The organism is Methylorubrum sp. POS3, from assembly GCF_043352485.1.
GTDB classification, from domain to species: Bacteria; Pseudomonadota; Alphaproteobacteria; order Rhizobiales; family Beijerinckiaceae; genus Methylobacterium; species Methylobacterium suomiense.
In genome coordinates this window covers 3,856,337-3,882,038 of record NZ_JAPRBT010000001.1, presented here as the reverse complement: position 1 = coordinate 3,882,038, position 25,702 = coordinate 3,856,337, and the positions used below count along the sequence as shown (strand labels likewise).

Annotated in this window: 22 protein-coding genes; 15 read left to right on the top strand and 7 right to left on the bottom strand. The window is 68.3% G+C overall.

All coding sequences use genetic code 11. From position 1 onward, the window contains the following. The first annotated feature begins 36 nt into the window (after positions 1 to 36). Both gatA and OWC43_RS17850 read left to right on the top strand, forming a co-directional pair. The gene (gatA, locus tag OWC43_RS17855) at positions 37 to 1,518 is read left to right on the top strand and encodes an Asp-tRNA(Asn)/Glu-tRNA(Gln) amidotransferase subunit GatA (RefSeq protein ID WP_137827668.1); all 1,482 of its coding nucleotides are present in this window, start codon (positions 37 to 39) and stop codon (positions 1,516 to 1,518) included. Between the two features lie 7 nt (positions 1,519 to 1,525). Beyond that, positions 1,526 to 1,834: a hypothetical protein gene (locus OWC43_RS17850; protein ID WP_393957649.1), complete on the top strand. Its 309-nt coding sequence runs from the start codon at positions 1,526 to 1,528 to the stop codon at positions 1,832 to 1,834. A 59-nt stretch (positions 1,835 to 1,893) separates the two neighbouring features. On the opposite strand, the gene ruvX is transcribed toward OWC43_RS17850, so the two are convergent. Both ruvX and OWC43_RS17840 read right to left on the bottom strand, forming a co-directional pair. Beyond that, complete coding sequence (ruvX, locus tag OWC43_RS17845; RefSeq protein ID WP_393957648.1) at positions 1,894 to 2,391, bottom strand: Holliday junction resolvase RuvX; 498 nt, start codon at positions 2,389 to 2,391, stop codon at positions 1,894 to 1,896. Continuing rightward, the gene (locus tag OWC43_RS17840) at positions 2,388 to 2,966 is read right to left on the bottom strand and encodes an SMI1/KNR4 family protein (protein ID WP_393957647.1); all 579 of its coding nucleotides are present in this window, start codon (positions 2,964 to 2,966) and stop codon (positions 2,388 to 2,390) included. Before OWC43_RS17840 ends, ruvX begins: the two co-directional genes overlap by 4 nt. A 156-nt stretch (positions 2,967 to 3,122) precedes the next feature. Here OWC43_RS17840 and OWC43_RS17835 point away from each other — a divergent pair, with 156 nt between their 5' ends. Beyond that, on the top strand, positions 3,123 to 3,308 hold the full coding sequence (locus OWC43_RS17835) for a hypothetical protein (RefSeq protein WP_137827672.1): 186 nt from the start codon (positions 3,123 to 3,125) through the stop codon (positions 3,306 to 3,308). A gap of 127 nt (positions 3,309 to 3,435) precedes the next feature. Here OWC43_RS17835 and OWC43_RS17830 read toward each other — a convergent pair whose 3' ends face one another. Beyond that, entirely contained in the window at positions 3,436 to 4,383 is a 948-nt protein-coding gene (locus tag OWC43_RS17830) for an aspartate carbamoyltransferase catalytic subunit (RefSeq protein WP_238307972.1), read from the bottom strand. A 298-nt stretch (positions 4,384 to 4,681) separates the two neighbouring features. Between OWC43_RS17830 and OWC43_RS17825 the strand changes: the two genes are divergently transcribed. The 3 genes from OWC43_RS17825 to OWC43_RS17815 all read left to right on the top strand — a co-directional run bounded on the left by OWC43_RS17825 (position 4,682) and on the right by OWC43_RS17815 (position 6,847). Beyond that, positions 4,682 to 4,969 (top strand): hypothetical protein, encoded by a 288-nt coding sequence (locus tag OWC43_RS17825; RefSeq protein ID WP_137827674.1) that lies wholly within the window; start codon positions 4,682 to 4,684, stop codon positions 4,967 to 4,969. Positions 4,970 to 5,069: 100 nt separating this feature from the next. Then, on the top strand, positions 5,070 to 5,942 hold the full coding sequence (locus tag OWC43_RS17820; RefSeq protein WP_393957646.1) for a cytochrome b/b6 domain-containing protein: 873 nt from the start codon (positions 5,070 to 5,072) through the stop codon (positions 5,940 to 5,942). Further along, positions 5,939 to 6,847 carry a molybdopterin-dependent oxidoreductase gene (locus OWC43_RS17815; RefSeq protein ID WP_393957645.1) on the top strand — a complete coding sequence of 303 codons (909 nt, stop codon included), beginning with the start codon at positions 5,939 to 5,941 and terminating at the stop codon, positions 6,845 to 6,847. Before OWC43_RS17820 ends, OWC43_RS17815 begins: the two co-directional genes overlap by 4 nt. A 31-nt stretch (positions 6,848 to 6,878) precedes the next feature. Here OWC43_RS17815 and OWC43_RS17810 read toward each other — a convergent pair whose 3' ends face one another. After that, complete coding sequence (locus tag OWC43_RS17810; RefSeq protein ID WP_171015381.1) at positions 6,879 to 7,052, bottom strand: hypothetical protein; 174 nt, start codon at positions 7,050 to 7,052, stop codon at positions 6,879 to 6,881. A gap of 761 nt (positions 7,053 to 7,813) precedes the next feature. On the opposite strand from OWC43_RS17810, the gene topA reads away from it, so the two are divergent. Continuing rightward, a complete protein-coding gene (gene topA, locus OWC43_RS17805) occupies positions 7,814 to 10,531 on the top strand; it encodes a type I DNA topoisomerase (protein WP_393957644.1) in 2,718 nt (905 codons plus the stop codon). A 225-nt stretch (positions 10,532 to 10,756) separates the two neighbouring features. Here topA and tkt read toward each other — a convergent pair whose 3' ends face one another. The 3 genes from tkt to OWC43_RS17790 all read right to left on the bottom strand — a co-directional run bounded on the left by tkt (position 10,757) and on the right by OWC43_RS17790 (position 15,524). After that, entirely contained in the window at positions 10,757 to 12,832 is a 2,076-nt protein-coding gene (gene tkt / locus OWC43_RS17800; RefSeq protein ID WP_393957643.1) for a transketolase, read from the bottom strand. A 50-nt stretch (positions 12,833 to 12,882) separates the two neighbouring features. Continuing rightward, the gene (locus tag OWC43_RS17795; protein WP_393957642.1) at positions 12,883 to 14,742 is read right to left on the bottom strand and encodes a glycoside hydrolase family 15 protein; all 1,860 of its coding nucleotides are present in this window, start codon (positions 14,740 to 14,742) and stop codon (positions 12,883 to 12,885) included. 173 nt (positions 14,743 to 14,915) lie between these two features. After that, complete coding sequence (locus OWC43_RS17790; RefSeq protein WP_393957641.1) at positions 14,916 to 15,524, bottom strand: hypothetical protein; 609 nt, start codon at positions 15,522 to 15,524, stop codon at positions 14,916 to 14,918. 178 nt (positions 15,525 to 15,702) lie between these two features. Here OWC43_RS17790 and OWC43_RS17785 point away from each other — a divergent pair, with 178 nt between their 5' ends. The 8 genes from OWC43_RS17785 to OWC43_RS17750 all read left to right on the top strand — a co-directional run bounded on the left by OWC43_RS17785 (position 15,703) and on the right by OWC43_RS17750 (position 25,622). Continuing rightward, positions 15,703 to 16,290, top strand: coding sequence for an ANTAR domain-containing response regulator (locus OWC43_RS17785; protein ID WP_137827681.1), 588 nt, complete (start codon positions 15,703 to 15,705; stop codon positions 16,288 to 16,290). Continuing rightward, positions 16,287 to 17,300 (top strand): CmpA/NrtA family ABC transporter substrate-binding protein, encoded by a 1,014-nt coding sequence (locus tag OWC43_RS17780; RefSeq protein WP_393957640.1) that lies wholly within the window; start codon positions 16,287 to 16,289, stop codon positions 17,298 to 17,300. The genes OWC43_RS17785 and OWC43_RS17780 overlap by 4 nt, the downstream gene beginning before the upstream one ends. A 461-nt stretch (positions 17,301 to 17,761) precedes the next feature. Further along, a complete protein-coding gene (locus OWC43_RS17775; RefSeq protein WP_393957639.1) occupies positions 17,762 to 19,054 on the top strand; it encodes a CmpA/NrtA family ABC transporter substrate-binding protein in 1,293 nt (430 codons plus the stop codon). Continuing rightward, complete coding sequence (ntrB, locus tag OWC43_RS17770; RefSeq protein ID WP_393957638.1) at positions 19,054 to 19,917, top strand: nitrate ABC transporter permease; 864 nt, start codon at positions 19,054 to 19,056, stop codon at positions 19,915 to 19,917. The genes OWC43_RS17775 and ntrB overlap by 1 nt, the downstream gene beginning before the upstream one ends. A gap of 11 nt (positions 19,918 to 19,928) precedes the next feature. Then, entirely contained in the window at positions 19,929 to 20,723 is a 795-nt protein-coding gene (locus tag OWC43_RS17765) for an ABC transporter ATP-binding protein (RefSeq protein ID WP_137827685.1), read from the top strand. A 171-nt stretch (positions 20,724 to 20,894) separates the two neighbouring features. Next, positions 20,895 to 22,130: an NAD(P)/FAD-dependent oxidoreductase gene (locus OWC43_RS17760; RefSeq protein ID WP_393957637.1), complete on the top strand. Its 1,236-nt coding sequence runs from the start codon at positions 20,895 to 20,897 to the stop codon at positions 22,128 to 22,130. An 11-nt stretch (positions 22,131 to 22,141) separates the two neighbouring features. Continuing rightward, on the top strand, positions 22,142 to 23,932 hold the full coding sequence (locus OWC43_RS17755) for a NirA family protein (protein ID WP_393958586.1): 1,791 nt from the start codon (positions 22,142 to 22,144) through the stop codon (positions 23,930 to 23,932). A gap of 82 nt (positions 23,933 to 24,014) precedes the next feature. Then, the gene (locus OWC43_RS17750) at positions 24,015 to 25,622 is read left to right on the top strand and encodes a sulfite reductase subunit alpha (protein WP_393957636.1); all 1,608 of its coding nucleotides are present in this window, start codon (positions 24,015 to 24,017) and stop codon (positions 25,620 to 25,622) included. Positions 25,623 to 25,702 lie beyond the last annotated feature (80 nt).

Sequence of the window (25,702 nt, the reverse complement as noted above, 5' to 3'; positions counted from 1 at the left end):
CGCCTGCGGGATACGGCACCGCGATCTGGAACGGGCATGACGGCACTCAACGAACTCACCCTGGCCGAGGCCCGCGACGGCCTGAAGGAAAAGCGCTTCTCCGCCCGCGAGATCGCGCAGGCGCATCTCGACGCGATCGAGAAGGCGCGTGCGCTGAACGCCTATATCGTGGCGACCCCGGACCGCGCCCTGAAGATGGCGGAGGTGTCGGACGAGAAGATCGCCAAGGGCGAGGCCCGTCCCCTCGAAGGGTTGCCGCTCGGCATCAAGGACCTGTTCGCGACGCAAGGGGTGCACACCACTGCGGGGTCCAAGATCCTCGAAGGGTTCGAGCCCCATTACGAATCCAACGTCTCGACCCAGCTCTGGCGTGACGGCGCCGTGATGCTCGGCAAGCTCAACCTCGATGAGTTCGCCATGGGCTCGTCGAATGAGACCAGCGCTTACGGCAAGACGATCTCGCCCTGGCGCCGGAACGGCTCGGACGCCGCCATCGTGCCGGGCGGCTCGTCCGGCGGTTCGGCGGCGGCGGTCGCCGCGCATCTGTGCCTGGGCGCCACCGCCACCGACACCGGCGGCTCGATCCGCCAGCCCGCCGCCTTCACCGGCACGGTCGGCATCAAGCCGACCTACGGGCGCTGCTCGCGCTGGGGCATCATCGCCTACGCCTCCTCCCTCGATCAGGCGGGCCCGATCGCCCGCACGGTGCAGGATTGCGCCATCCTGCTCGGCTCCATGGCTGGGCACGACCCGCGCGACACCACCTCGGTCGATAGGGCCGTCCCGGATTTCGAGGCGGCGGTCACGCGCGGCGTGAAGGGGCTCACCATCGGTATCCCGAAGGAGTACCGGGTCGAGGGCATGCCCGAGGAGATCCTGCGGCTGTGGGACCAGGGGGCGGAGTGGCTGAAGGCCGCCGGCGCGACGATCAAGGAGATCTCGCTGCCGCACACGCAATACGCGCTGCCGGCCTATTACATCGTCGCCCCGGCCGAGGCCTCTTCGAACCTCGCCCGTTACGACGGCGTGCGATACGGCCTGCGCGTCCCCGGCAAGGATATTGCTGGGATGTACGAGAACACCCGCGCGGCGGGCTTCGGCCGCGAGGTGAAGCGCCGCATCATGATCGGCACCTACGTTCTCTCGGCGGGCTATTACGACGCCTATTACGTGCGCGCGCAGAAGATCCGCACGCTGATCAAGCGCGATTTCGAGCGCGCCTACGCCGACGGCGTCGATGCGATCCTCACCCCCGCCACCCCGTCGGCCGCCTTCGGCCTCGGCGAGATGGCGAGCGCCGACCCGGTGCAGATGTATCTCAACGACGTGTTCACCGTGACCGTGAACATGGCGGGTTTGCCCGGCATCGCGGTGCCGGCGGGGCTCGATTCGCAAGGCTTGCCGCTCGGCCTCCAGCTCATCGGCCGCCCCTTCGACGAGGAGACGTTGTTCGCGGCGGCCCAAGTCGTCGAGGAGGCGGCCGGGCGGATGAAACTTCCTGCGGCCTGGTGGGCTTGAGACCCACATGAACGGTCCCCCCGTCGTCCCCGTCTATCCCGTCTCGGTCTGGATCCTCGCCGGCTTCGACCCTGTGCTGATCGCGGTCGCGGTCGTCCTCGGCTGGAAGGCCGATCAGTTCGGGAAGGTGTTCATCGCTGCCATCGCCGCGCTGGCGATCTCTGTTCTGTTCGCCTGGGTCGTGACCAAGGTCGGTCTGCCCTGGCCGGCGCCGGTCGCCGCCGACATGCCGACCTTCTTCCCGGTCCGCACGGTCTCGGCCTTCCTGTGGGCCGCCGCCGGCTACGGTGCGCGGCGGGTGCTGCAGCGGGGCTGAAGGCACGGGCTCGAAGTACACTGAGAGACCCGCGCGGCCCATCCGGGCGACGGCGCGGATCACTCCGCCTCGTCGTCGAACCCGTCCTGGGGCGCCAGACCGCCCATCACGTCCAGGCAAGCCTGAAGAATGTAGGCGGCGGCGAGCTTGTCCACGAGCTCGCCCCGGCGCGCCCGCGAGGCATCGGCCTCGAGCAAGGTGCGGGTGACGGCGGCGGTGGAGAGCCGCTCGTCGAAGAAGAGCACCGGCAGGGGCAGGATCGGCTTCAGATTCCGCGCGAAGCTCCGGCTCGACTGGGCGCGGGGCCCTTCCGTGCCGTCCATGTTGAGGGGCAGGCCGATCACCAATCCGCCGACCCCGTGATGTGCGCAGAGCGTGGCGAGGCGCTGCGCGTCCGGCGTGAACTTGACCCGCCGGATCGTCTCCAGGGGCGAGCCGATCCGGCGGCCGACATCCGACAGGGCGACCCCGATGGTCTTGGTGCCGAGATCGAGCCCGATCAGGCGCGGTTGCCCGGCGGAGGCCTCGGCGAAGGCGGCGATCTCGTCCCGGTTCACGCCTGAGCGGCTCCGAGCTGTTCGAGGGCCGCCGCGTCGTCGCCCTCGAAGGTCGCCGGCAACGGACCTGCCCCCTCGCCGAGGATATGGAGCACTTCGAGGCCCTGGAGCCCGCGCACGAGGGTGGGCAGGTCGGCGCCGCCGAAATGCACGGTCTCCAGATCGGCGTTCAGCACCCAGATGTCGTATTCCGGAAAACCCGGCGTCACGTCGAAGAACAGGAAGTCGCCCCGCGCCGTCTCGCCGAAGAAGCAGGCCCGCTCCATCAGGCTTGCATCGGCATCCCCCTCCACGGTGAAGCGGTGGGGCTCGCCGTCGCCGCCGCCGCGCAGGCCGTCGAGAGCGAGCGCGATGCCGTGGGCGATGAGGTGGGCACGCGCGACGAGGTCGCCTGCCTCCACCGGCACGGGGGTGAACAGCCGGAGGTGGCCGCCGATCCGCCCGGCGCCGCATTCGCGCGCGAAGCTCCGGTAGCTCGCCGGCAGGGCGAAACCGAGTTCGGTCTCGGCCCGGGCGAGATCCGCGTCGGTCGACCTGAGGCCGGGGCGCAGCCCCGGGAACACGCTGTCCCACATCGTCGAAGCCTCCGGCGCTCGGGCAGGCCGGCTTAGGCCGCGGGCGGGCGACTTGTCCACCGCCGTCGTTAACCATCCCCACGGTCGAGTGCGGAGACCGGGAGCATTGCGCGGCCAACGATGTTAAGGCTTCGTTAACTAAGCCGGAGACGTGCCGTGACTCATCCGCCGCTGCTGGAGACGCCCCGCGCCGCGCCGCAGAGCCGGTTGCGCCGTCACCACGTGCTGATGCTGATCCTGGCGGCCGAAATCCTGGTGGCCGGTGCGGCCAATGCCGCCCGCTATCGCCCTCCTGGAATTCCTGTCCAAGAGACGATCACGCCCGGTCACGTGATCACCTGAAGCGCGTGGACAGGCTGCGGCCGGCCGGTCTGAGACTCGTCTCTCACGGCGACTCGGCCGGGCGGCCTCGAATGCGGGTGAAATCCGGAACCGCTTCGGCTGCCCTGACGGTCGCGGGTGACCGGGATCAGCCGTTCGGCAGATGCGTCGCCAGCGCTTCGAGCACGGCCATGCGCACCGCGACGCCCATCTCGACCTGCTCGCGGATCAGCGATTGCGCGCCGTCGGCGATTTCGGATGAAATTTCCACACCGCGGTTCATGGGCCCGGGATGCATGACGAGGGCATCGGGCTTCGCCAAGGCGAGCTTCTCCCCGTCCAAGCCGTAATACCGGAAATACTCCTTCACCGAGGGGACGAAGGAGCCGTTCATGCGCTCGCGCTGGAGGCGCAGCATCATGACGATGTCGCAGCCCTTCAGCCCCTCGCGCATATTGGTGAACACCGAAACGCCGAAGCGCTCGATGCCGGTCGGCAGCAGCGTGGAGGGGCCGATCACCCGCACCCGCGCTCCGAGGGCCTGGAGCAAGATGATGTTCGAGCGGGCTACGCGCGAGTGCAGGACGTCGCCGCAGATCGCCACGGTCAGCCCCTCGATGCCGCCCTTGTTGCGGCGGATCGTCAGCGCGTCGAGGAGCGCCTGGGTCGGATGCTCGTGGGCGCCGTCGCCCGCATTCACCACCGCGCAATCGACCTTTCGGGCCAGGAGATGCACGGCGCCCGCGGCGTGATGGCGAACCACGATGATGTCGGGCCGCATGGCGTTGAGCGTCGCCGCGGTGTCGATCAGCGTCTCGCCCTTCTTCACCGAGGAGGAGGCGACCGACATGTTCATCACGTCGGCGCCGAGCCGCTTGCCGGCGAGCTCGAACGAGGATTGCGTGCGCGTCGAGGGCTCGAAGAACAGGTTGATCTGAGTCCGGCCGCGCAGGGTGGTGCGCTTCTTCTCGACCTGCCGCGACAGAGCGACCGCGTCGTCGGCGCGGGCGAGCAAGGCTTCGATGTCCGGACGGCTCAAACCCTCGATGCCGAGCAGGTGCCGGTGCGGGAAGGCGGGGGCGGTCTCGGCGGTCATGCAGTGGTTCCGGCTTCGGCCGAGCCTATAGGTGCGAGCGCCGCCCCCGGCAAGGCATCGGCTGGTCCGGGCGCTGCCGGAACGAAGAGCGGCGCACCCTGCCCCCGCGGCCGCACGCATGAAACCATTCAACCAATCCCGCCGCGACAGAGAGAATTTATTGATGCTCGCGAGGCCGTGAACGGGAAAAATTTGAACGTTTCAGGCCTCGGGCGGTTGCCTGCCTGTCCGTGGGCGACGCGGGGACCTCGCTCTCTCGGTGCGCAGTCACCCCGCCCGCCGCAACGAAAGGAATGCCATGAACGCTCGACTTCTCCTCACGGCCGGTGCCCTCTCGCTGGGTCTCGGCCTGTCGTCGGGAGCCTTCGCGCAGGGCATGCAGCCCGGCGCCGGGATGGACCCGAGCATGGGCGGCCAGATGCAGCAGGGCCAGATGGGTGACGACATGGGCCAGGAGCAGCGCCCGATGAAGCGCAGCTCCAAGAAGATGAAGAAGCCCATGAAGAGCAAGAAGATGATGAAGTCCCGCCGCATGAACTCCGGCATGGATTCGCAGGGCGGGATGAGCGGCCAGGGCGGCATGTAGTCTCGTCGCCCCGCGCCGCGCGTTGGGTTAGCGTCTTGACGCCCGTCCGGTTCGACCGGGCGGGCGTTGTCGTGTGAGTTGGGGGAAAGGACGCTTCGCCGTGGCCGCAGGATCAGCGCTCGCGAAAGATGACGTCGTCGAGACGGTGCGTCGTCGCTGGATGTTCCGCCATCCGCTGGTGATCCGGTTCGCACACTGGATCAACGTCGTCTGCCTCGCCATCCTGCTGATGAGCGGCTTGCAGATCTTCAATGCTCATCCGGCCCTGTATTGGGGGGCGGCCTCGACATTCGACACGCCGTTCGTCGCGATCACCGACGACCAGCGCGACGACGGCTCGGCCCGCGGCGTTACCTACGTCGCCGGGAAGTCCTTCGACACGAGCGGCTGGCTCGGCCTGTCGACGTTCAACGGCGAGGCCACGGGGCGCGCCTTCCCGGCCTGGATGACCCTGCCGGCGCATCAGGATCTGGCCACTGGGCGACGCTGGCACTTCCTGTTCGCCTGGGCCTTCGTCATCAACGGCCTGATCTACCTGATCTACGGCATCGGCACCGGACAATTGCGGCGGCGGCTGATCCCGGACGGTGATCAGATGCGCGGTTTCGGATCCTCGATCCGCGAGCACCTGACGCTCCACTTCCCCGAGGGTGACGAGGCCAAGCGCTACAACGTGCTGCAGAAGCTCACCTACTTCGTCGTGGTGCTGATCCTGCTGCCGCTGATGCTGGTCACCGGGCTCTCGATGTCGCCGGGCGTCAATGCCGTGGTGCCGCTCCCGGATCTGTTCGGTGGCCGGCAATCGGCGCGCACGATCCACTTCATCGTCACGAATCTCCTCGTGCTGTTCGTGATCGTCCACGTCCTGCTCGTGCTCGCCTCCGGCGTCTGGAACAACATGCGCAGCATGCTGACCGGCTGGTACGTCATCGAGCGCCGCAAGCTGCCCGCCGGTCCGGAACAGATCCGATGAAGCCCCGCCTGCGCCTTCCCGCCCCCCACCGTCGCGGCTTCCTCTCCGCCGCCGCGGGCCTCCTCGGCGTCTCGGCGCTCGGCGGTTGCGACCGCTTCGCCGTGACGCCGACCGGCCGCCAGACCCTGCGGCTCGGGGAGGACGCCAACCTCTTCGTCCAGCGCCTGCTGCTGACGCCCGCCTCGCTCGCCAAGGAATTTCCGGATTCCGAAATCTCGCCCTGGTTCAAGCCGAACGGCACGGTGGATCCGCAGGACCGGGATTACAAAAGCCTGGCCGCACAGAATTTCGGGAACTGGAAGCTGCGCGTCGACGGCCTCGTCGAGACCCCGCAGGATCTGTCCCTGGCCGATCTGCGCGCCTTGCCGGCCCGGACCCAGACTACGCGGCACGATTGCGTGGAGGGCTGGAGCGCCATCGGCAAATGGACCGGGGTGCCGCTGGCCGAGGTGCTCAAGCGTGCCGGCCTGAAGCCGGAGGCGCGCTACATCGTCTTCCACTGCGCCGACACGATGGAATATTCGATGAGCGGCGAGAGCGAGAACGCCAATCCCGGCATGACCGCCCGCGCCGAGGGCGACGAGAACCAAGCCAGCGATTCGAAGGCGGCCGGGGCCGAGGCGCCGGATGCCGACGAACCGACGGGCACGCCGATCCGCTACTACGAGAGCATCGACCTGACCGATGCCTACCATCCGCAGACGATTCTGGCCTACGACCTGAACGGCAAGGCGCTGCCCGTTTCGAACGGTGCGCCGTTACGCCTCAGGGTCGAACGTCAGCTCGGCTACAAGCAGGCCAAGTATGTCATGCGCATCGAGGTGCGGGACAGCCTCAAGGGCATCGGCGAAGGCGGTGGCGGTTATTGGGAGGACCGCGGCTACGAGTGGTACGCGGGCATCTGAGGATCAGCCCGGGCCACCGGGCTGATCGATCTCAGTTCGCGTCGTAGCCCAGGGCCATCGGCGGATTTGCTTTCACGGTCAGGGCTTTGATGTCGAGGTTGCCGTGGGGGGCGGCCTCCGTGGTCGGCGGGATCGTCAGCATGGTGAGCCAGAAGGCCCCCGTGGCGACGATGAAGGCCGTCGCAAACAGACCGAGATTGCGCATGTGTCGCGTCCCTTATTGGAGTGACGTTTCGGTGTTACGTGCTGGAGTTACTGGCCGAATACACCGAGACTGACTGGGGGGACCGCGCGGGTTCGTCCCAGTTCTTGTCCCGATCGGTGTCCGACGGATAGGCGGCCGCCATGGCATTCGGAGCACCGAATGTGCGGGGTCGGCCGAACGCGACGCATGGGCCGGCGGTCAGGCCGTCGGCGCTTTACGCAGGATGAAGACCGGGGGATGCGCTCCCGGCCTGTTCATCCGAGCCGACAATCCGCTCGGGCGGACGCAGCACTCAACGATGACGTCGAAGACGCGATGGACCGATTGCCGCGTTCCGGCAAAAATTCAGCCCTCTTCGCGAATACATTCGCGAAGCCGCAGATTTGGCAAAGCACTGACGGCCGAATCGCTTGAGCATCATAGATACTCGAAATTTAATCCGACGGAAGAGGAAATTTTTTGCTCAGATCTATGTCGCAACAATCATTCGATTGCGTGCGATCATTTTGGTTACCTCGTCGAGAATTGTATTCGTGCGCCGAGGAGGCGCGTTCGGGTCGTTCTGCGGGATCGCGGGCTACCGCGCAGACCGGCCGAGTGCCGGTGTGGCCGTCGAGCGGAGCCGTTCGGCCCGATTTGACAACCCGCCGCCGCTCACCCACTTCTGCGCGGCGCGAGCCCCGGCCGTCGACGGATGTCCGGTCGGCGCTTGATCCCCACAACCGTCCCCGCGGTGAGGCTCTGGCGAGAGGCAGAGGTTCATGAAAGTCGTCGTCGTCGAGTCGCCGGCCAAGGCCAAGACGATCAACAAATATCTGGGGAGCGACTACGAGGTTCTCGCCTCCTTCGGTCACATCCGCGACCTGCCGGCCAAGGATGGCTCGGTCGATCCCGAGGCCGACTTCGCCATGATCTGGGAGTTGGAGGATCGCGGCTCGAAACGGGTCAGCGAGATCGCCCGCGCCGTGAAGGGAGCCGAGAAGCTCATCCTGGCGACCGACCCGGATCGCGAGGGCGAGGCGATCTCCTGGCACGTCATCGAGGCGCTCTCGGCCAAGAAGGCCTTGAAGGGGATTCCCGTCGAGCGGGTGACCTTCAACGCCATCACCAAGGCCTCGGTCGACGCGGCGATGCGCAAGCCCCGCGAGATCGATCAGGCCCTGGTCGATGCCTATCTCGCCCGCCGAGCGCTGGACTACCTCGTCGGCTTCAACCTCTCCCCCGTGCTGTGGCGCAAGCTTCCCGGCGCGAAATCGGCCGGCCGCGTCCAATCGGTGGCCCTGCGCCTCGTGGTCGAGCGCGAGATGGAGATCGAGCGCTTCAAGCCGCGCGAGTACTGGTCCATCGTGGCGACGCTCGCGACCGAGGGCGGCGGCGTGTTCGAGGCCCGACTCGTCGGGGCCGACGGCAAGCGCATCCAGCGTCTCGATATCGGCAACGGCGAGGAGGCGGCGGCCTTCAAGCGCGATCTCGAACTGGCGACCTTCCAGGTCTCCAGCGTCGAGGCCAAGCCGGCCAAGCGCCATCCGCAGCCCCCCTTCACCACCTCGACGCTGCAGCAGGAGGCCTCCCGCAAACTCGGGATGGCGCCGGCCCAGACCATGCGGGTCGCCCAGAAGCTCTACGAGGGCGTGGATGTCGGCGGCGAGACGGTCGGCATCATCACCTATATGCGAACCGACGGCGTCGACATGGCGCCGGAGGCGATCCAGGATGCCCGCCGGGTGATCGGCCGTGAATTCGGCGACAACTACGTCCCGAATGCGCCGCGGAAATACACGGTGAAGGCCAAGAACGCGCAGGAGGCCCACGAGGCCGTGCGCCCGACCGATATGGGACGGTTGCCCAAGCAGGTGGCTCGCTTCCTCGAGCCGGAGCAGGCCAAGCTCTACGAACTGATCTGGACCCGCACGGTGGCGAGCCAGATGGAATCGGCCGAGTTCGAGCGCACCACTGTCGACATCGCCGCCCAGGTCGGGCCGCGCCGCCTCGATCTGCGCGCCACCGGCCAGGTCGTGACCTTCGACGGCTTCCTCGCGCTCTATCAGGAGGGCAAGGACGACGAGGAGGACGAGGACGGCAAGCGCTTGCCCGCGATGCGGAGCGGCGACCCGCTCAAGCGCGAGCGCATCGCCTCGACCCAGCACTTCACCGAGCCGCCGCCGCGCTACTCCGAGGCAAGCCTCGTCAAGCGGATGGAAGAACTCGGCATCGGCCGCCCCTCGACCTATGCGGCGGTGCTGCAGACCCTGCGCGACCGCGAATACGTCAAGATCGAGAAGAAGCGCCTCCAGCCGGAGGACAAGGGCCGACTCGTCACCGGCTTCCTCGAGAGCTTCTTCAAGCGCTACGTCGAGTACGATTTCACCGCGAGCCTCGAGGAACAGCTCGACCGGGTCTCGAATGCCGAGATCGACTGGCGGACGGTGCTACGGGATTTCTGGCGCGACTTCTCCGCCGCCATCGGCGGCACGAAGGAATTGCGCGTCGCGGAAGTGCTGGAGGCCCTCAATGGGCTCCTCGGCCCGCACATCTTCCCCGACAAGGGCGACGGCTCCGATCCGCGCACCTGCCCGACCTGCGGCTCGGGCCAACTCTCGCTCAAGCTCGGCAAGTTCGGCGCCTTCATCGGCTGCTCGAACTATCCCGAATGCAAGTACACCCGCCAACTCTCGGCCTCCGCGGTCGAGGGCGAGGGGGATGGTTCATCCATGGAGGGCGGCCAGCCGGGCGTGCGGGTGCTCGGCGAGGATCCGGCCACCGGCCTGCCGGTGAGCCTGCGGGACGGTCGGTTCGGCCCGTTCGTGCAACTCGGCGAGGCCTCGTCCGAGAAGGGGGCGGAGAAGCCCAAGCGCTCCTCGCTGGCCAAGGGCATGACGCCCGGCTCCGTGACCCTCGACATCGCCCTCAGGCTCTTGTCGCTGCCGCGCGAGGTGGCCCGGCATCCCGAGACCGGCGAGCCGATCCTGGCCAATATCGGCCGCTACGGCCCCTACGTGCAGCACGGGAAGACCTACGCGAATCTCGGCAAGGACGACGATGTGCTGGAGGTCGGCGCCAACCGCGCCATCGACCTCATCGTCGCCAAGGAGCAGGGGGGCGGGCGCGGCGGCCGGGCCGCGGCCGATCCGGGGCGTGTCGTCGGCAAGGATCCCGGCGGCCTCGACCTCGTGGTCAAGGCCGGGAAGTACGGGCCCTATGTCAGCGACGGTTCGGTCAACGCCACGCTGCCGAAATCGGTCGCGGCCGAGAGCCTGACGCTCGCGCAGGCGATCGAACTGATCGAGGCCAAGCGCGCCGCGGGCGGCGGCAAGAAGCCCGTCCGCAAGAGTGCGGCGCGGAGCCGGACGGCCAAGGCGGCGGATTCGGCCGAGGCCGCGCCCAAGACGAAGAAGCCGGCGGCGCGCAAGACCGCCGCGAAACCGGCCGCCGCTAAGGCTCCCGCCAAGGCGACGGCGCGCAAGACCAAGGCAAGCTGAGGCCCCTTCCCTCCCTCTCCCCACAGGCGGGGAGAGGCCGCATGGACCTCGTCGTCCACGCCGGAAGCAGAGGCATGGCCGGAACGGTCGTGAGGCGGCCTGAAGGGACGAGGCTCCGTCGGACAGGCCCTTCACACTCAGCCTTCCGCCTCGCTTCGGCGACAACGCGTTCGCCGAAGCCCTCTCCCCGCCTGCGGGGAGAGGGGATGCTGTTGCCGTGACGGGCTACTTCTTGTGGCGCTTCGCCTGGGCCCGGGCAGCCTCGATCACCTTCTCGGCCGTGAAGCCGAACTTGCCGAGCAGATCCTTGATCGGGGCCGAAGCGCCGAAGGTGTGCATGCCGACGATGGCGCCCGCGGAGCCGGCATAGCGGTCCCAGCCGATCACGCTGCCCTGCTCTACCGCCACGCGCGCCAGCACGTCCGGCGGCAGCACGCTGTCGCGATAGGCTTCGTCCTGTCGCTCGAACAGGTCCCAGGACGGCATCGAGACGACCCGGGCCTTCACCCCCTCGCTCTTCAGCGTCTCGTAGGCGGAGACGCAGAGCTGCACTTCCGAGCCGGTGCCGATCAGGATGACGTCCGGGGTGCCGTCGCAATCGGCGAGCACGTAGGCGCCCTTCGCGGTGCCGGAAGCCGGGGCATATTTCGTGCGGTCGAGGGTCGGCAGCGGCTGGCGCGAGAGCGCCAGCACCGCGGGCTGATTCTTCAGCGAGAAGATCACCCGGTAGGCTTCCGCCACCTCGTTGGCGTCGGCCGGGCGCAGGGTCACGAGGCCGGGAATGCAGCGCAGGGAGAGCAATTGCTCCACCGGTTGGTGGGTCGGCCCGTCCTCGCCGACGCCGATCGAGTCGTGGGTGAAGATGTGGAAGACCGGCAGCTCCATCAGCGAGGCGAGCCGGATCGGCGGGCGCATGTAGTCGGCGAAGACCAGGAAGGTCGCGCCGTAGGCCCTCAACCCCACGAGGCCGAGCCCGTTGACGATCGAGCCCATGGCATGCTCGCGCACGCCGAAATGGATGTTGCGCCCGCCCGGCTCGAACGGGGTCAGCGAGCCCGCTCCCTCGAAGGTGAGGTTCGACTTGTTGGAGGGAGCGAGATCCGCCGAGCCGCCGAGCACGAACGGCACGTGCTGGGCGATGGCGTTCAGGACCTTGCCGGAGGATTCGCGGGTCGCGAGGCCCTTGGCATCGGCCTCGAACACCGGAATGTCCCGGTCCCATCCCTCGGGCAGGCGGCCTTCGAGGAGGGCCGAAAGTTCCTCGGCATGCTCGGGATCGGCGGCCTTGGCGGCGTCGAAGAAGCCCTGCCACTGCGCGAACAGAGCCGCGCCCCGCTTGCCGATGCCGTCCGCGAAGGTGTCGTAGACGCCGTCCGGCACGAGGAACTGCGCGTCTTCCGGCCAGCCATAGGCGCGCTTGGCGCCCTTCACCTCGTCCTCGCCCAAGGCGTCCGAGTGGGCCTTGGAGGTGTTCTGCTTCTTCGGCGCGCCGTAGCCGATGATCGAATTGACGACGATCAGCGTCGGGCGGTCGCTCGATTGGAGGAAGGTCTCCAGCGCCGAGGCGATGGCGTGGGTGTCGTTGGCGTCGGCCACCCGCAGCACCTGCCAGCCATAGGCCAGGAAGCGGGTCGCGACCTCCTCCGAGAAGGCCAGCTCGGTATGGCCCTCGATGGTGATGGTGTTGTTGTCGTAGATCCAGCACAGGTTGGAGAGGCGCAGATGGCCGGCGATCGAGGCGGCCTCCTGGCTGACGCCCTCCATCAGGTCGCCGTCCGAGCAGATGGCGTAGACATTGTAGTCGAACAGCGGCAGGTCGGGCCGGTTCAGGCGCTCACCCTTGAAGCGGGCACCGATCGCCATGCCCACCGAGTTGGCCACGCCCTGGCCGAGGGGGCCGGTCGTGGTCTCGACGCCGGTGGTGAAGTGGTATTCGGGGTGGCCCGGCGTGCGGCTGTCGAGCTGCCGAAATTTCTTGATGTCGTCTAGGGAGACGGCCGGGGCGTTGGCGCCATTGCCCTCCGCGACCCGCGCCAGATGCAGCAGCGCGTAGAGCAGCATCGAGGCGTGGCCCGCCGAGAGCACGAACCGGTCGCGGTTCGGCCAGTGCGGATTGGCCGGATCGTAGCGCAGATACCGGTTCCACAGGGTGTAGGCCACGGGCGCCAGCGCCATCGGCGCGCCGGCATGCCCGGAATTGGCCTTCTGCACCGCATCGATGGCCAGCGTCCGGATCGTGTCGATCGCGAGCTTGTCGCCCTCGCTCAGGGCCGCCTTGGGGCTCGTATCTGCACCGCTCATCAGTCTTACCGTCTCTCTCGCTTCCATCGGCCACGGAGGCGTGGATGCGCCTATTGCGCCGCGATGGATTCGCCTGCCCTCGACTCGGAATGGTCCGTGCCGCTGCCCCGTTCCTTTGAAGGACCGATCGCGCGGCTGTAATTGAGGATCGTGTTGACGAGTGCAACATGTGTGAACGCTTGGGGGAAGTTGCCCACCTGGCGTTTGGCGCGCACGTCATACTCCTCGGAGACCAATCCGAGGTCGTTGCAGATGCCGATGAGCCGCTCGATCAGGGCGTGGGCCTCCTCGCAGCGGCCGAGGCCGATCAGGTTGTCGGCATACCAGAAACTGCAGGGCAGGAAGGCGCCCTCGTTGCCCGGCAGACCGTCGGCCTCCTGCCCTTCCGTCTCGTAGCGCAGGATGAAACCCTCGCGCATCAGATGCTTCTCGACCGCCGCGACGGTGCCGATCACCCGCGGATCGTCCTGCGGCAGGAAGCCCATATGGGCGATGAGCAGCAGGCTCGCGTCGAGCGCCTTGCTGCCGTAGCTCTGAACGAAGCTGTTCAGCTCCCGATCGAAGCCGTGCTCGCAGACCTCGGCATGGATCTCGTCGCGGATCGCCCGCCAATGGTTCACGGGAAGCTCGGCGGCGGTGGGATCGTCCTTGCGGAAGGTCTCGACGCTGCGCACCGCCCGGTCGAAGGCGACCCAGGCCATCACCTTCGAATGAACGAAGTGACGCCGCCCCCCGCGCACCTCCCAGATGCCCTCGTCGGGCTCGCGCCAGACCCGCTCCAGATGCTTGATGAGCGCTTGGCCGACCCGCCGGCCCTCCTTGTCGTCGGACATGCCGCGGGACCGGGCCTGGAACAGCGCGTCGAACAGCTCGCCGTAGACGTCGAGTTGGAACTGGGCGATGGCGGCATTGCCGACGCGCACCGGCTTCGAGCCTTCATAGCCCGGGAGCCAGTCGAGCTCGATCTCCGGCAACAGCCGCTCGCCCCCGATGCCGTAGAGGATATGCGCCTGTTCCGGGTTGCCGGCGACCGCCCGGGTCAGCCAATCGCGCCACGCGCGGGCCTCGTCGATATAGCCCGAATCCATCAGCGCGAGCAGCGTGAAAGTCGAATCGCGCAGCCAGCAGAAGCGGTAATCCCAGTTGCGCACCCCGCCGAGATCCTCGGGCAGCGAGGTGGTGGGCGCGGCCACGATCCCGCCCGTGGGCCGGTAGATCAGGGCCTTCAACGTCAGCAGCGAGCGCCGGAAGATGTCGTTCCACGGCGTCTGGAGCGTGCAGCGGTCCGACCAGTCGCGCCAGAACCGGTTGGTGTCGTCGAGCCAGCGCCGCGGCTCGATCGGCGGCGGATCCTCCTCGTGCGAGGCGCCGTAGCTCATCACGAAGCGGATCGCGTCGCCCTTGTAGACCGTGAATTCGGAGACCGTGGTCTGGTGCGATGAACCGCGCAGAGGCGCGTTGGTGCGCAGGACCACCTTGTGCGGGCCGGAGATGGCGCGAAGGTCCCCGAGTTCGCTGCGCGACACCCAGGGGACCGCCGAGCCGTAATCGAAGCGCACGGCGAGATCCATGCGCATGGCCATCCGCCCACGCACACCCTCGACGAGGCGGATGACATGGGAGCCGTCGCCGACCGGCATGAAGTCGGTCACCCGGACCTCGCCTTCGCGGGTCCTATGAGTCGTCTCCAGGACCAGGGAGCCGGAACGGTAGCGCCAGGAATGCTCGACGTTCTCGGCGACCGGGGCGAGCTTCCAGAAGCCGTGCTCCTCGGTTCCGAGCAGACTCGCGAACAGGGCCGACGCGTCGAAGCGGGGCATGCACAGCCAGTCGATGCTGCCGTCCCGCCCGACCAGGGCCGCCGTGCGCCCATCGCCGATCAGGGCGTAATCCTCGATTCGTCCCGCCATTCTCAGATCTCCGTCCGGTCCTTCGAGCCGGACGGCACGGGGGGATGCGGGCCGGGGTCTCGCTGCGGGCGCCGTCGCGCCTCGTCCGGCGAAGTGGCGCGAGCTTTCCGCTTCGCAAGGCGTCGAGGCGAGCAAATGCGACAAACCGGCCCGACTGGCGGGCCGGGATGCGGTCAGCGCAGAGCCGTCACGAGCGTGCTGACCGAGCTGCCGAGGGTCGTGACGCGGTCACCGAGGCCGCGGGCGGTATCGAGCACGGCGTCCGCCGTGTCGGCGAAGGGCAGCGCGCCGCGGGGCAGGAAGCGGCTGTTCTCGGTCTCGGCCTCCGCGAAGGGCGACGGCACCGGCGTTGCGACGGTTTTGGTCGCCGTCTGCGTCGCGGCAACGGGCTGGCCGGCGGGAGGATGGCTCACGGCGATCCGGCTCGGCGGTGCCTTGCGGCGCTCGGCTCGGTTGGTATTGGCGAAGCGCGCCGGGCGGGTGGCCGGCTCGATGCTGCCGGTGACCAGCGGCGTCAGGCGCGCGAAGGCTTCGCTCGCCGGTACCGGATCGAGTTCGGCGGTCAGCAGCGCCCGGCCCGGATCGAAGGTCGAGAGACCCGGCGCGAGCGACATCACCGGCGGACGCTCCGGCGCGGCCTTGGTCGCCTCTGTCGGCTCGCGGCAAACGAGGGACAGCAGGCCGGCGACCAGGGCGAGCCCGAGCGTCGGCAGGAAGGGCGGCACCACCGAGCGATGCGTCGCGGTTCCCTCCGGTTGACGGAGCGGATCGACGGTGCGCATGAGCCCTCCCGATGACATCGCGTGTGGCTTCAGTGTTCTGCCCGGTTTGCGGCAGAAGCGGGGCCGCCGCTTTTCGGATCTGTTACGGAATCGCGCGGATTTTGCGGTGGCGGGCATGTGGCTTGCCTGCCCGGTCCGGCCCCCCACCGACCACCGGACTCCTCAGAACCGGGCCTCGATGACCGAGACCAGCCTCACCGTCGCCGTGATCGACCCGAGCCCCGCCCGCGCGGCGATCCTGGAAGAAGGCCTGCGTGCCTCGGGGGTCGATTCCGTCGCGGTGATCCCCGACGGGCCGGGCCTTCAGGCCCGCGTCGCGGCGCTCAAGCCCGACGTGATCGTGATCCATCTCGAAAGCCCGAGCCGGGACGTTCTGGAGCAGATGTCCGGCCTGTCCCGGCAGGCGGAGCGGCCGGTGGCGATGTTCGTCGACCGCTCCGACCAGACCATGATGCAGGCCGCCGTCGATGCCGGCATCTCGGCCTACGTGGTCGACGGCCTGCGGACCGACCGCATCCGCTCGATCCTCGACATCGCGATCCTGCGCTTCAACGCCTTCGCCCGGCTCCAGCGGGAACTGGAGGAGGCACGCTCCGAACTGGCCGATCGCAAGCTGATCGAACGTGCCAAGGGGATCCTCATGGCACGGAAATCCCTGAGCGAGGACGAGGCGTACAAGCTGCTGCGGCGGCAGGCCATGAACGAGAAGCGCAAGATCGTCGACATCGCCCGCGCCATCGTCACCGCCGCGGACCTGCTCGGATGACGCTGACGATCGGATACGTCCCGCTGGCGGACGCCGCTCCCGTGGTTGCCGCCGCGGAACTCGGCTTCGCGCGGGACGAGGGACTCGATTTCGAATTGTCGCGCGAGCCGTCCTGGGCGACGCTCCGCGACCGGCTGGCTCTGGGCCATCTCGACGCCGCGCACATGCTGGGGCCGCTGGCGCTCGCGAGCGCGCTCGGGCTGTCGGGGCCGCAGGCGGATCTCTGCGTGCCGATGGCGCTCAACCTCAACGGCAACGCGGTGACCGTTTCCAACGCGCTCTGGGCCGAGATGGCGCCGAAGCGTGACGCGCTCGCCGAAGTGGCCACGGCCTTCGCGGCGGTGGCCCGTGCCCGCGCCGCGGAAGGGCGGCCGCTGACGCTCGGCACGGTCCATCCCTACTCCTCGCATTCGTATCAGCTTCGCCTGTTCGCGCAGGCCGGCGGGCTCGATCTCGACGACCATGTTCGCGTCGTCGTGGTGCCGCCGCCCGATACGATCGATGCCCTGCGCCGAGGCCTGATCGACGGCTTCTGCGTCGGCGCGCCCTGGAACGCCATCGCGGTCGCCGCCGGCCTCGGTCGTATCGCCGCGCTCGGCTGCGAGATCGCTCCCGACTGCCCGGAGAAGGTGCTCGCCCTACCTGCGCGGGATGCGGACTTCGCCCCCGCTTTGATCCGTGCCGTCCACCGGGCCGGGCTATGGTGTGCCGACCCGGAGAACCGCCCGGCTCTGGCCGCTCTCCTCGCCGATCGGGCCGGCCTCGGTCCCGATCAGGCCCTCCTCGCCCGCACCCTCGGCGGCACCATGATCCTCGACGCGGCCGGCACCGTGCGGACCGCGCCCGACTATCTGCGCCTCGACGCGGCGGTTCATCGACCGAACCCCGACCATGCCCGCTGGTTCGCGGCGCAGATGGGGGCCAGCGGACAGGCGCCGGAAAGCGGTCTGGCCGAACGCGCGGCCGCACTCTATCGGCCGGATCTGTTCGACGCGGCGACCGGCATCTGACGATTTTTGCACGCGCGGAGTTCTGCGCCTTGTCCCGTAGGCTGCCGAGCCCCTCGGTGCCTCGCTCTCAAACGCCTGCATTTTATGCAGCGCAAATTGAATGCCTCTAAACTGAGCAATTGAGTGGAGCCTTGCGTGAGGCTTCACTCCCACGCGATCGGCGTGGCGCAGGTCTCCGTGTCGATCGCATCGTGCGGACCTCCTAGGCGGGTGCGGGGAAACGGGAAAACCCGGTTGCCACGTCAACGGCCGCCTCGCGTCATGAGACTTGTGAACAGGCCTCCGGCCCGCTTGGCACGGTCCCTGCAAGTCCTCCCGCATGGTCCCGTCAAAGGCGATGGGCCCGACCATCAGCAGAGCCGCTGATCCGGATTTTTCGCACGCGACGATTCGATCGCGCAGGCGATCCCGGACGGCGGCTTTTTTCATGCGCCGAGGGCGCGCTGGGGACAAGGAAGCGGATGACGATCGATCACGGCAACACGACCCGCCGCGGTATCATCAAGGGCGCGGCCGCCGCGCTGGCGCTCGCCGGTGCGGCCCGCGCGGCGCTTCCGGGTGGTGCCTTCGCGCAGGGCGCGGGGCCGGAGGTGAAGGGCGCCAAGCTCGGCTTCATCGCGCTGACCGACGCGGCGCCGCTCTTCGTGGCCAAGGAGAAGGGCATCTTCGCCAAGTACGGCATGCCGGACACCGAGGTGCTCAAGCAGGCCTCCTGGGGCACCACCCGCGACAATCTCGTGCTGGGCTCGGAGGGCAACGGCATCGACGGCGCGCATATCCTGACGCCGATGCCCTACCTGATCTCCGCCGGCCGCGTGACGCAGAACAACGTCCCGGTGCCGATGTACATCATGGCCCGCCTGAACCTGAACGGTCAGTGCATCTCGATCTCCAAGGAATACATCGACCAGAAGATCGGCCTCGACACCAAGCCGTTCAAAGTCGCCCTGGAGGCCAAGAAGGCCTCCGGCAAGGCGGTGAAGGCCGCGATGACCTTCCCCGGCGGCACGCACGATCTCTGGATCCGCTACTGGCTCGCGGCCGGCGGCATCGACCCCGACAAGGACATCGAGACCATCGTGGTGCCGCCGCCGCAGATGGTGGCGAACATGAAGGTCGGCACGATGGACTGCTTCTGCGTCTGCGAGCCGTGGAACGAGCAACTCATCCACCAGGGCATCGGCTACACCGCCGTCACCACGGGCGAACTCTGGAAGGACCATCCCGAGAAGGCTTTCGCCATGCGCGCGGCCTGGGTCGACAAGTATCCCAACGCCGCCAAGGCCCTGCTGATGGCGGTGATGGAGGCCCAGCAATGGTGCGAGAAGCCGGAGAACCGTGACGAGCTCGCCGCCATCGTTGCCAAGCGCCAATGGATCAACGTGCCGGTGGCCGACGTCATCGACCGCATGAAGGGCAAGTTCGATTACGGCACCGGCAAGGTCGTCGAGAACAGCCCCTTCACGATGAAGTTCTGGGCCGACAACGCGTCCTACCCCTACCAGTCCCACGACCTGTGGTTCCTCACGGAGGACATCCGCTGGGGCAAGTTCGATCCGACCACCGACACCAAGGCGCTGGTCGGCAAGGTCAACCGCGAGGATCTGTGGCGCGAGGCCGCCAAGGCGCTCGGCGTCGCGAGCATCCCGACCTCCACCTCCCGCGGCGTCGAGACGATGTTCGACGGCAAGGTCTTCGATCCGGCGAACCCCGCCGCCTACCTCTCCAGTCTCGGCATCAAGAAGGTCGCGTGATGGCCACCGGAGCAACCCTCTCCACCGCTTCGCGCGCGCGGGCCGCCACCAAGGCCCGCACGCCGCTCGTCACCATGGCGAGCGTTCGCGGGGTCGCGGCCCGCATCGTACCGCCGCTCGTCGTGCTCGCGGGCTTCCTGCTTCTCTGGGAGGTGCTGTGCTCCTCCCCCACCGCCGGCCTGCCGCCGCCCTCCCGGGTGGTCACGGAAGCCTGGGACATCATCGTCAATCCGTTCTACGACAACGGCGGCACCGATAAGGGCCTCTTCTGGCACATCTCGGCCAGTCTCCAGCGCGTGGCTCTGGGCTTCTCGCTGGCGGTGATCGCGGGCGTGCTGCTCGGCACCCTGGTCGGCCAGTCCGAATGGGCGATGCGCGGCCTCGACCCGATCTTCCAAGTGCTGCGCACGATCCCGCCGCTGGCATGGCTCCCGCTCTCGCTGGCCGCCTTCCGCGACGGCCAGCCGAGCGCGATCTTCGTGATCTTCATCACCTCGATCTGGCCGATCATCATCAACACGGCGGTCGGCATCCGCAACATTCCGCAGGATTACCGCAACGTTTCGGCGGTCATCCGGCTGAACCCGATCGAGTTCTTCTACAAGATCATGCTGCCTTCGGCGGCGCCGTACATCTTCACCGGCCTTCGCATCGGCGTCGGTCTGTCCTGGCTCGCCATCGTCGCGGCCGAGATGCTGATCGGCGGCGTCGGAATCGGCTTCTTCATCTGGGACGCGTGGAACTCGTCGCATATCAGCGAGATCATCGTCGCCCTGGTCTATGTCGGGCTCATCGGCTTCGTCCTCGACCGTCTGGTCGCCGGCGTCGGCGTGCTCGTCACCCGCGGCACCAGTGCAGCCTGAGGAGCGTCGCCATGGCCCATCTCTCCCTCTCCCAGGTCGGCATCTCGTTCCGCCGCGGCGGCAAGACGTCGGAAGTGCTGCGCGACGTGAACCTCGACATCGCCAAGGGCGAGTTCGTCTCGATCATCGGCCATTCGGGCTGCGGCAAGTCGACGGTGCTCAACATCGTCGCCGGCCTGCTCAAGGCCTCGACCGGCGGCGTTCTCCTCGACGGCAAGGAAGTGAACGCCCCCGGTCCCGACCGCGCCGTGGTGTTCCAGAACCACTCGCTTCTGCCCTGGCTGACGGTGCGCGAGAACGTGGCGCTCGCCGTCGACAAGGTGCTCAAGGGCAAGAAGTCCCGCACGGAGCGGGCCGAGTGGATCGAGCACAACCTCGCCCTGGTGAACATGATGCACGCCGCCGACAAGCGCCCGGCGGAGATCTCCGGCGGCATGAAGCAGCGCGTCGGCATCGCCCGCGCGCTCGCCATGGAGCCGACCGTGCTCCTGATGGACGAGCCGTTCGGCGCGCTCGACGCGCTGACCCGCGCCCATCTCCAGGATCAGCTCATGGAGATCCAGACGCGGCTACGGAACACCGTCATCATGATCACCCACGACGTGGACGAGGCCGTACTCCTGTCCGACCGCATCGTGATGATGACGAATGGTCCCTCGGCCACCATCGGCGAGATCCTGCCGGTGCCCCTGCCCCGTCCCCGCCGCCGCCTCGATCTCGTGGAGGACACCACCTACGTCCATGCCCGCGCCGCGGTGCTCGAATTCCTCTACGCCCGCCACGCCAAGCCGGCCATGGCGGCTTGAGCCGCGCCCCATCCGACCCGGTCCCCTCATCCTGAGATGCCCGCCTCCGGGCGGGCCTCGAAGGAGGGCTCCGGGGATCACCGCGAGATCTGGTGGCCTCCTTCGAGGCCTCCGCTTCTCTCCGGCACCTCGGGATGAGGGCCAGGGCAGGACATCCAAAAAAGCATCGCGATGCCGACAAAAACTCAAAAACCGAAGGAAAGGCTCGTCGTCGTCGGCAACGGCATGGCCTCGCTGCGCTTCCTGGAGCGCCTGACCGAGCGGGCGCCGGGGCGGTTCGACGTGACGGTGGTCGGCGCCGAGCCGGTGGCGGCCTACAACCGGGTCCTGCTGTCCTCGCTGCTCGGCGGGGAGGTGGACGAGGCGGCCTGCGGTTTCCGCCCCCTCCCCTGGTACGAGGAGCACGGCCTGCGCCTCATCACCGGGGCACCCGTCACCGAGATCGACCGGGCGAACCGCCTGGCCGTCGTCGGCTCCGCCCATGTCCTGCCCTACGATCGGCTGGTGCTGGCGGTGGGCTCGCTGCCGATCCGGTTGCCGCTGCCGGGCATCGACCTCCCCGGGGTGCTGACCTTCCGCGATTTCTCCGATGTCGCGGCGATCCGCAAGGCCGCCGTGGAGCATGCGAAGGCCGTCGTCATCGGCGGCGGCCTGCTCGGGCTGGAGGCCGCCGTCGGGCTCGCCCGGCTCGGCGTCGACACCACGCTGGTCCACGTCATGGACCGGGTCATGGAGCGCCAGCTCGACCACGCCGCGGCCCGCCTCGTGCGCACCGCGATGGAGGCGCGCGGGGTCAAGATGGTGCTGTCGGCCAACACCGCCGCCATCGAGGGCGACGGTCGTGTCGAGCGTCTGCGCATGAAGGACGGCAGCGTGATCCCCGCCGACCTCGTCGTGATGTCGGTGGGCATCCGGGCCTCGACGGCCCTGGCGCAGTCCTGCGGGCTCGCCTGCGGGCGTGGCATCACGGTCGACGACCGCATGACCACCTCGGATCCCGACGTCTTCGCGTTGGGCGAATGCGCCGAGCATCGCGGCATGGTCTACGGCCTCGTCGAGCCGGCCTACGAGCAGGCCGACGTGCTGGCGCGCCACCTTCTCGGCGAGGCCGCGACCTATCCCGGCACGTCGCTTGCCACGAGCCTCAAGGTGTCGGGCCTGCCGGTCTTCTCCGCCGGCATCGTCGATACCCCCGAGGGCGCGGAAGCGGTCGTGATGCACGATGCGGCGGCCGGGCTCTACCGCAAGCTGATCATCGCCGACGGGTGCCTCGCGGGCGCGGTCTTCGTCGGCGACATCTCCGAGCAGGCGCGCTGCAAGGCACTGATCCGCGACCGCACGCCGCTCGATCCGAACGACCGGGACGATCTGATGTTCGGCCCGGCCCCGAAAACCCTCGCAGCGTGAGTGAGGCAGCGATGGAAGACGACTTCAACGCCGAGCAGAAGCGCTATCTCGAAGGCTTCGCCTCGGGCATCGCCGCCGCCCGGATGACCGGCGGTCTGGCGATCGGGCAGCCTCAGGGCGCCACCGTCACCGAGCCGACCGGCCCGGACGCGATCCACATCAAGGCGCAGGACCGCACCGTGAAGGGCGGCGGTAAGCTCTGCGACCAGGAGAAGTGGAAGCGGGCCGAGAATCCGTTCGACGGGCACAATCGCCTGAAGGCGGAGGCCGCCACCGGCAAGCAGCCCAAACCAGAGGACAATTTCCGCTGGCGCTATCACGGCATGTTCTGGGTCGCGCCGAACCAGGTCTCCTACATGTGCCGGATCCGGGTGCCCAACGGCATCCTCCAGCACTGGCAGGTCTCCGGAATCGCCGATCTCGCGGACGCCCATGGCGGCGGTTACAGCCACGTCACCACCCGCGCGGGCCTGCAAGTCCGTGAGATCGCCCCCGAGCATGCACAGCCCTTCCTCGACGGGCTGACCGATCTCGGCCTGACGGCGCAGGGTGCGGGCGCCGACAACATCCGCAACGTCACCGGCTCGCCGGCGGCTGGCATCGACGCGCAGGAGCTGTTGGACACGCGGCCCCTTACCAAGGCCTGGCACAACTGGATCCTCAACGATCGCTCGCTCTATGGCCTGCCGCGCAAGTTCAACGTCTCCTTCGACGGCGGCGGCGTGACGCCGGCTCTGGAGGAGACGAACGACATCGGCTTCCAGGCGATCGAAGTGCTGGAGGGGTCTGCGGTCGCGCCGGGCGTCTGGATGCGCCTCGTGCTCGGCGGCATCTCGGGTCACAAGGATCTGGCCCGCGACACCGGAATCGTCCTCAAGCCCGAGGATTGCAACAAGGTGGCGGATGCGATCATCCGGGTTTTCATCGAGAACGGCGACCGCACCAACCGCAACAAGTCGCGGATGAAGTACGTGCTCGACGCCTGGGGCTTCGACAAGTACCTCGCCGCCGTCGAAGAGAAGCTGGGGCGCAAGCTCGACCGGGTCGAGGCCGCCCATGTCGCGCCCCGCCGGCCGACCGACCGCTTCAGTCATGTGGGCGTGCACGCCCAGGTGCAGCCCGGTCTGAACTGGGTCGGCGTGGTTCTCCCCGTGGGCAAGATGACCAGCGACCAGATGCGGGGGCTGGCGAGGGTCGCGGCCGAGTGCGGCGACGGCCAGTTCCGCATGACGGTCTGGCAGAACTTCATCTTCTCGGGTGTGCCGGACGACAAGGTCGCCGAGGTCGAGGCCCGCGTGGAAGCGCTCGGCCTCACCACGAAGGCCGCCGGCATCCGCTCCGGGCTCGTCGCCTGCACCGGTGCGCGCGGCTGTAAGTTCGCCGCTTCCGACACCAAGGGCCACGCGATGATCATCGCCGACCATGTCGAGCGGGCGGTGCCGGGCCTCGACGTGCCGGTGAACGTTCACCTCACCGGCTGCCACCACAGCTGCGCTCAGCATTACATCGGCGATATCGGCCTGATCGGCGCCAAGGTGGTGGTCTCGGAGGAAGGCGACACCGTCGAGGGCTACGACATCGTCGTGGGCGGCGGCTTCGCCGAGAACCCGAAGATCGGCACCGAGATCTGGAAGGCCGTGAAAGCCGAGGACGCGCCGACCCGCGTCGAGGCCCTGCTCAAGACCTATCTCGCCCTGCGCGAGAGCAAGGACGAGAGCTTCCAGACCTTCACCGCCCGCAAGGGGCCCGAGGCCCTGCGCGACGCGGCGCAGGAGCAGCCGGTCCTGAAGGCCGCCGCATGACGCGGACGGCGCCGACCCCTCGCCCCGCCGGTGGGAAGGGCGCCGTCCGATACGCATTTCGTCCGTTCATCCGGTAATCGCCATGACCCAGCACGTCACGCCCCCGCTCGTCCTGATCCCCGAGAGCGCCCCCTTCAGTGCCGACCAGCGCTCCTGGCTGTCGGGCTACTTCGCCGCCCTGCTCGGCCCCGCCGTCGAGGGGGCGACCGCCCTCGCGCCGGGCGAGGCCCCGTCCACCGGTCCCCGGCTCGCCGACAACGACGACGCGCCCTGGCACGACCCGTCGATGCCGATCACCGACCGCATGGACCTCGCCAAGGACAAGTCCGAGCCGCAGAAGCTGATGGCCGCCATGGCGCAGCAGGATTGCGGCCAATGCGGCTACAACTGCGCGGACTACGCCAATGCCATCTTCCTCAAGAGCGAGGAGCGCCTGAACCTTTGCCAGCCGGGCGGCAAAGAGACGATGCGCATGCTCAAGAAGCTCGACGAGGAATTCGGCAGCGCCGGTGGAGCCGCACCCGCCGCGAAAGGCGCCGGCGAGGCTTCGGACAAGAAGGAGCCGGAGCTCGGGCCGCTGGGCTATTGCCGCGAGAACCCCGTCGAGGCCACCTTCCTCTCGCGCACCCGCCTCAATGCACCGGGCGGCGAGAAGGAGACGTGGCATATCGAGATCGACCTGAAGGACACGCCGATCGAGTACGTGGTCGGGGATTCCCTCGGGCTGTTTCCGGCCAACGCGCCGGCTCTGGTCGATGCGGTGATCGCCGAGCTCGGCGCCCGTCCCGAACGGAAGATCGGGTCCAAGACCCTGCGGGATCGTCTGCTGACCGAGTACGCGCTCGGTGCGGCGCCGGACAATCTCTACCAGCTCCTCTCGCTCCTCACCTCCGGCGAGCAGCGCAAGAAGGCGCAGGCGCTCGCCGCCGGCGAGGATCCGGACGGCGACGCCGCCTATCTCGACGTGCTCGGTGCGCTTCACAAATTCCCCGGCGCCCGACCCGACGCGGAAGTCTTCCTCGAAGCGCTCGACGAGTTGCAGCCGCGGCTCTACTCGATCTCGTCCTCGCCGAAGATGGATACCGGCCGCGTCTCGCTGACGGTCGACGCCGTGCGCTACAACCACCGCTCGCGGCTGCGCCTCGGTGTGGCCTCGACCCATCTCGGCGAACGGCTTTCCGAGCAGACGAAGGTCAAGATCTACCTTCAGAAGGCGCACGGCTTCGCCCTGCCCGAGGATCTCTCGAAGGACGTCATCATGTGCGGGCCGGGCACCGGCATCGCCCCGTTCCGCGCCTTCCTGCGCGAGCGCGCCGCCACGCAGGCGCCGGGCCGCAACTGGCTGTTCTACGGCCATCAGCGGCAGGCCTCGGACTTCTTCTACAAGGACGAGCTGAACGGGCTGAAGGACGACAAGGTGCTGACGCGCCTGTCGCTGGCCTGGTCCCGCGACGGTGCCGAGAAGACCTACGTCCAGGACCGGATGCGCGAGAACGGCGCCGAATTGTGGAAGTGGCTGGAGGGCGGCGCCCATTTCTACGTCTGCGGCGATGCCAAGCGCATGGCCAAGGACGTGGAGCGGGCGATCATCGACGTCGCCGCGAGCCACGGCGGCAAGAACCCCGACGAGGCGGTGGCCTACCTCGCCGCGCTCAAGAAGGCGGGCCGCTATCAGGCCGACGTGTACTGATCGCCGCGAAGCGTGCGGTCTTCGGGGCCGCACGCTTCCGGGGCCGGCTCGACCGCTTCGAGGCCGGGGCTGTCTTGGTG

What these genes read in the sequence shown, in the direction of transcription:
- OWC43_RS17825 (WP_137827674.1), top strand. Translation starts at nt 4,682, where the DNA reads ATGAACGCTCGACTTCTCCTCACGGCCGGTGCCCTCTCGCTGGGTCTC.
- OWC43_RS17840 (WP_393957647.1), bottom strand. Translation starts at nt 2,966, where the DNA reads ATGTGGGACAGCGTGTTCCCGGGGCTGCGCCCCGGCCTCAGGTCGACC.
- OWC43_RS17765 (WP_137827685.1), top strand. Translation starts at nt 19,929, where the DNA reads ATGGCCCATCTCTCCCTCTCCCAGGTCGGCATCTCGTTCCGCCGCGGC.
- OWC43_RS17760 (WP_393957637.1), top strand. Translation starts at nt 20,895, where the DNA reads ATGCCGACAAAAACTCAAAAACCGAAGGAAAGGCTCGTCGTCGTCGGC.
- OWC43_RS17780 (WP_393957640.1), top strand. Translation starts at nt 16,287, where the DNA reads ATGACGCTGACGATCGGATACGTCCCGCTGGCGGACGCCGCTCCCGTG.
- OWC43_RS17775 (WP_393957639.1), top strand. Translation starts at nt 17,762, where the DNA reads ATGACGATCGATCACGGCAACACGACCCGCCGCGGTATCATCAAGGGC.
- gatA (WP_137827668.1), top strand. Translation starts at nt 37, where the DNA reads ATGACGGCACTCAACGAACTCACCCTGGCCGAGGCCCGCGACGGCCTG.
- OWC43_RS17850 (WP_393957649.1), top strand. Translation starts at nt 1,526, where the DNA reads ATGAACGGTCCCCCCGTCGTCCCCGTCTATCCCGTCTCGGTCTGGATC.
- OWC43_RS17830 (WP_238307972.1), bottom strand. Translation starts at nt 4,383, where the DNA reads ATGACCGCCGAGACCGCCCCCGCCTTCCCGCACCGGCACCTGCTCGGC.
- OWC43_RS17755 (WP_393958586.1), top strand. Translation starts at nt 22,142, where the DNA reads ATGGAAGACGACTTCAACGCCGAGCAGAAGCGCTATCTCGAAGGCTTC.
- ntrB (WP_393957638.1), top strand. Translation starts at nt 19,054, where the DNA reads ATGGCCACCGGAGCAACCCTCTCCACCGCTTCGCGCGCGCGGGCCGCC.
- OWC43_RS17815 (WP_393957645.1), top strand. Translation starts at nt 5,939, where the DNA reads ATGAAGCCCCGCCTGCGCCTTCCCGCCCCCCACCGTCGCGGCTTCCTC.
- OWC43_RS17790 (WP_393957641.1), bottom strand. Translation starts at nt 15,524, where the DNA reads ATGCGCACCGTCGATCCGCTCCGTCAACCGGAGGGAACCGCGACGCAT.
- OWC43_RS17785 (WP_137827681.1), top strand. Translation starts at nt 15,703, where the DNA reads ATGACCGAGACCAGCCTCACCGTCGCCGTGATCGACCCGAGCCCCGCC.
- OWC43_RS17810 (WP_171015381.1), bottom strand. Translation starts at nt 7,052, where the DNA reads ATGCGCAATCTCGGTCTGTTTGCGACGGCCTTCATCGTCGCCACGGGG.
- OWC43_RS17750 (WP_393957636.1), top strand. Translation starts at nt 24,015, where the DNA reads ATGACCCAGCACGTCACGCCCCCGCTCGTCCTGATCCCCGAGAGCGCC.
- tkt (WP_393957643.1), bottom strand. Translation starts at nt 12,832, where the DNA reads ATGAGCGGTGCAGATACGAGCCCCAAGGCGGCCCTGAGCGAGGGCGAC.
- OWC43_RS17795 (WP_393957642.1), bottom strand. Translation starts at nt 14,742, where the DNA reads ATGGCGGGACGAATCGAGGATTACGCCCTGATCGGCGATGGGCGCACG.
- topA (WP_393957644.1), top strand. Translation starts at nt 7,814, where the DNA reads ATGAAAGTCGTCGTCGTCGAGTCGCCGGCCAAGGCCAAGACGATCAAC.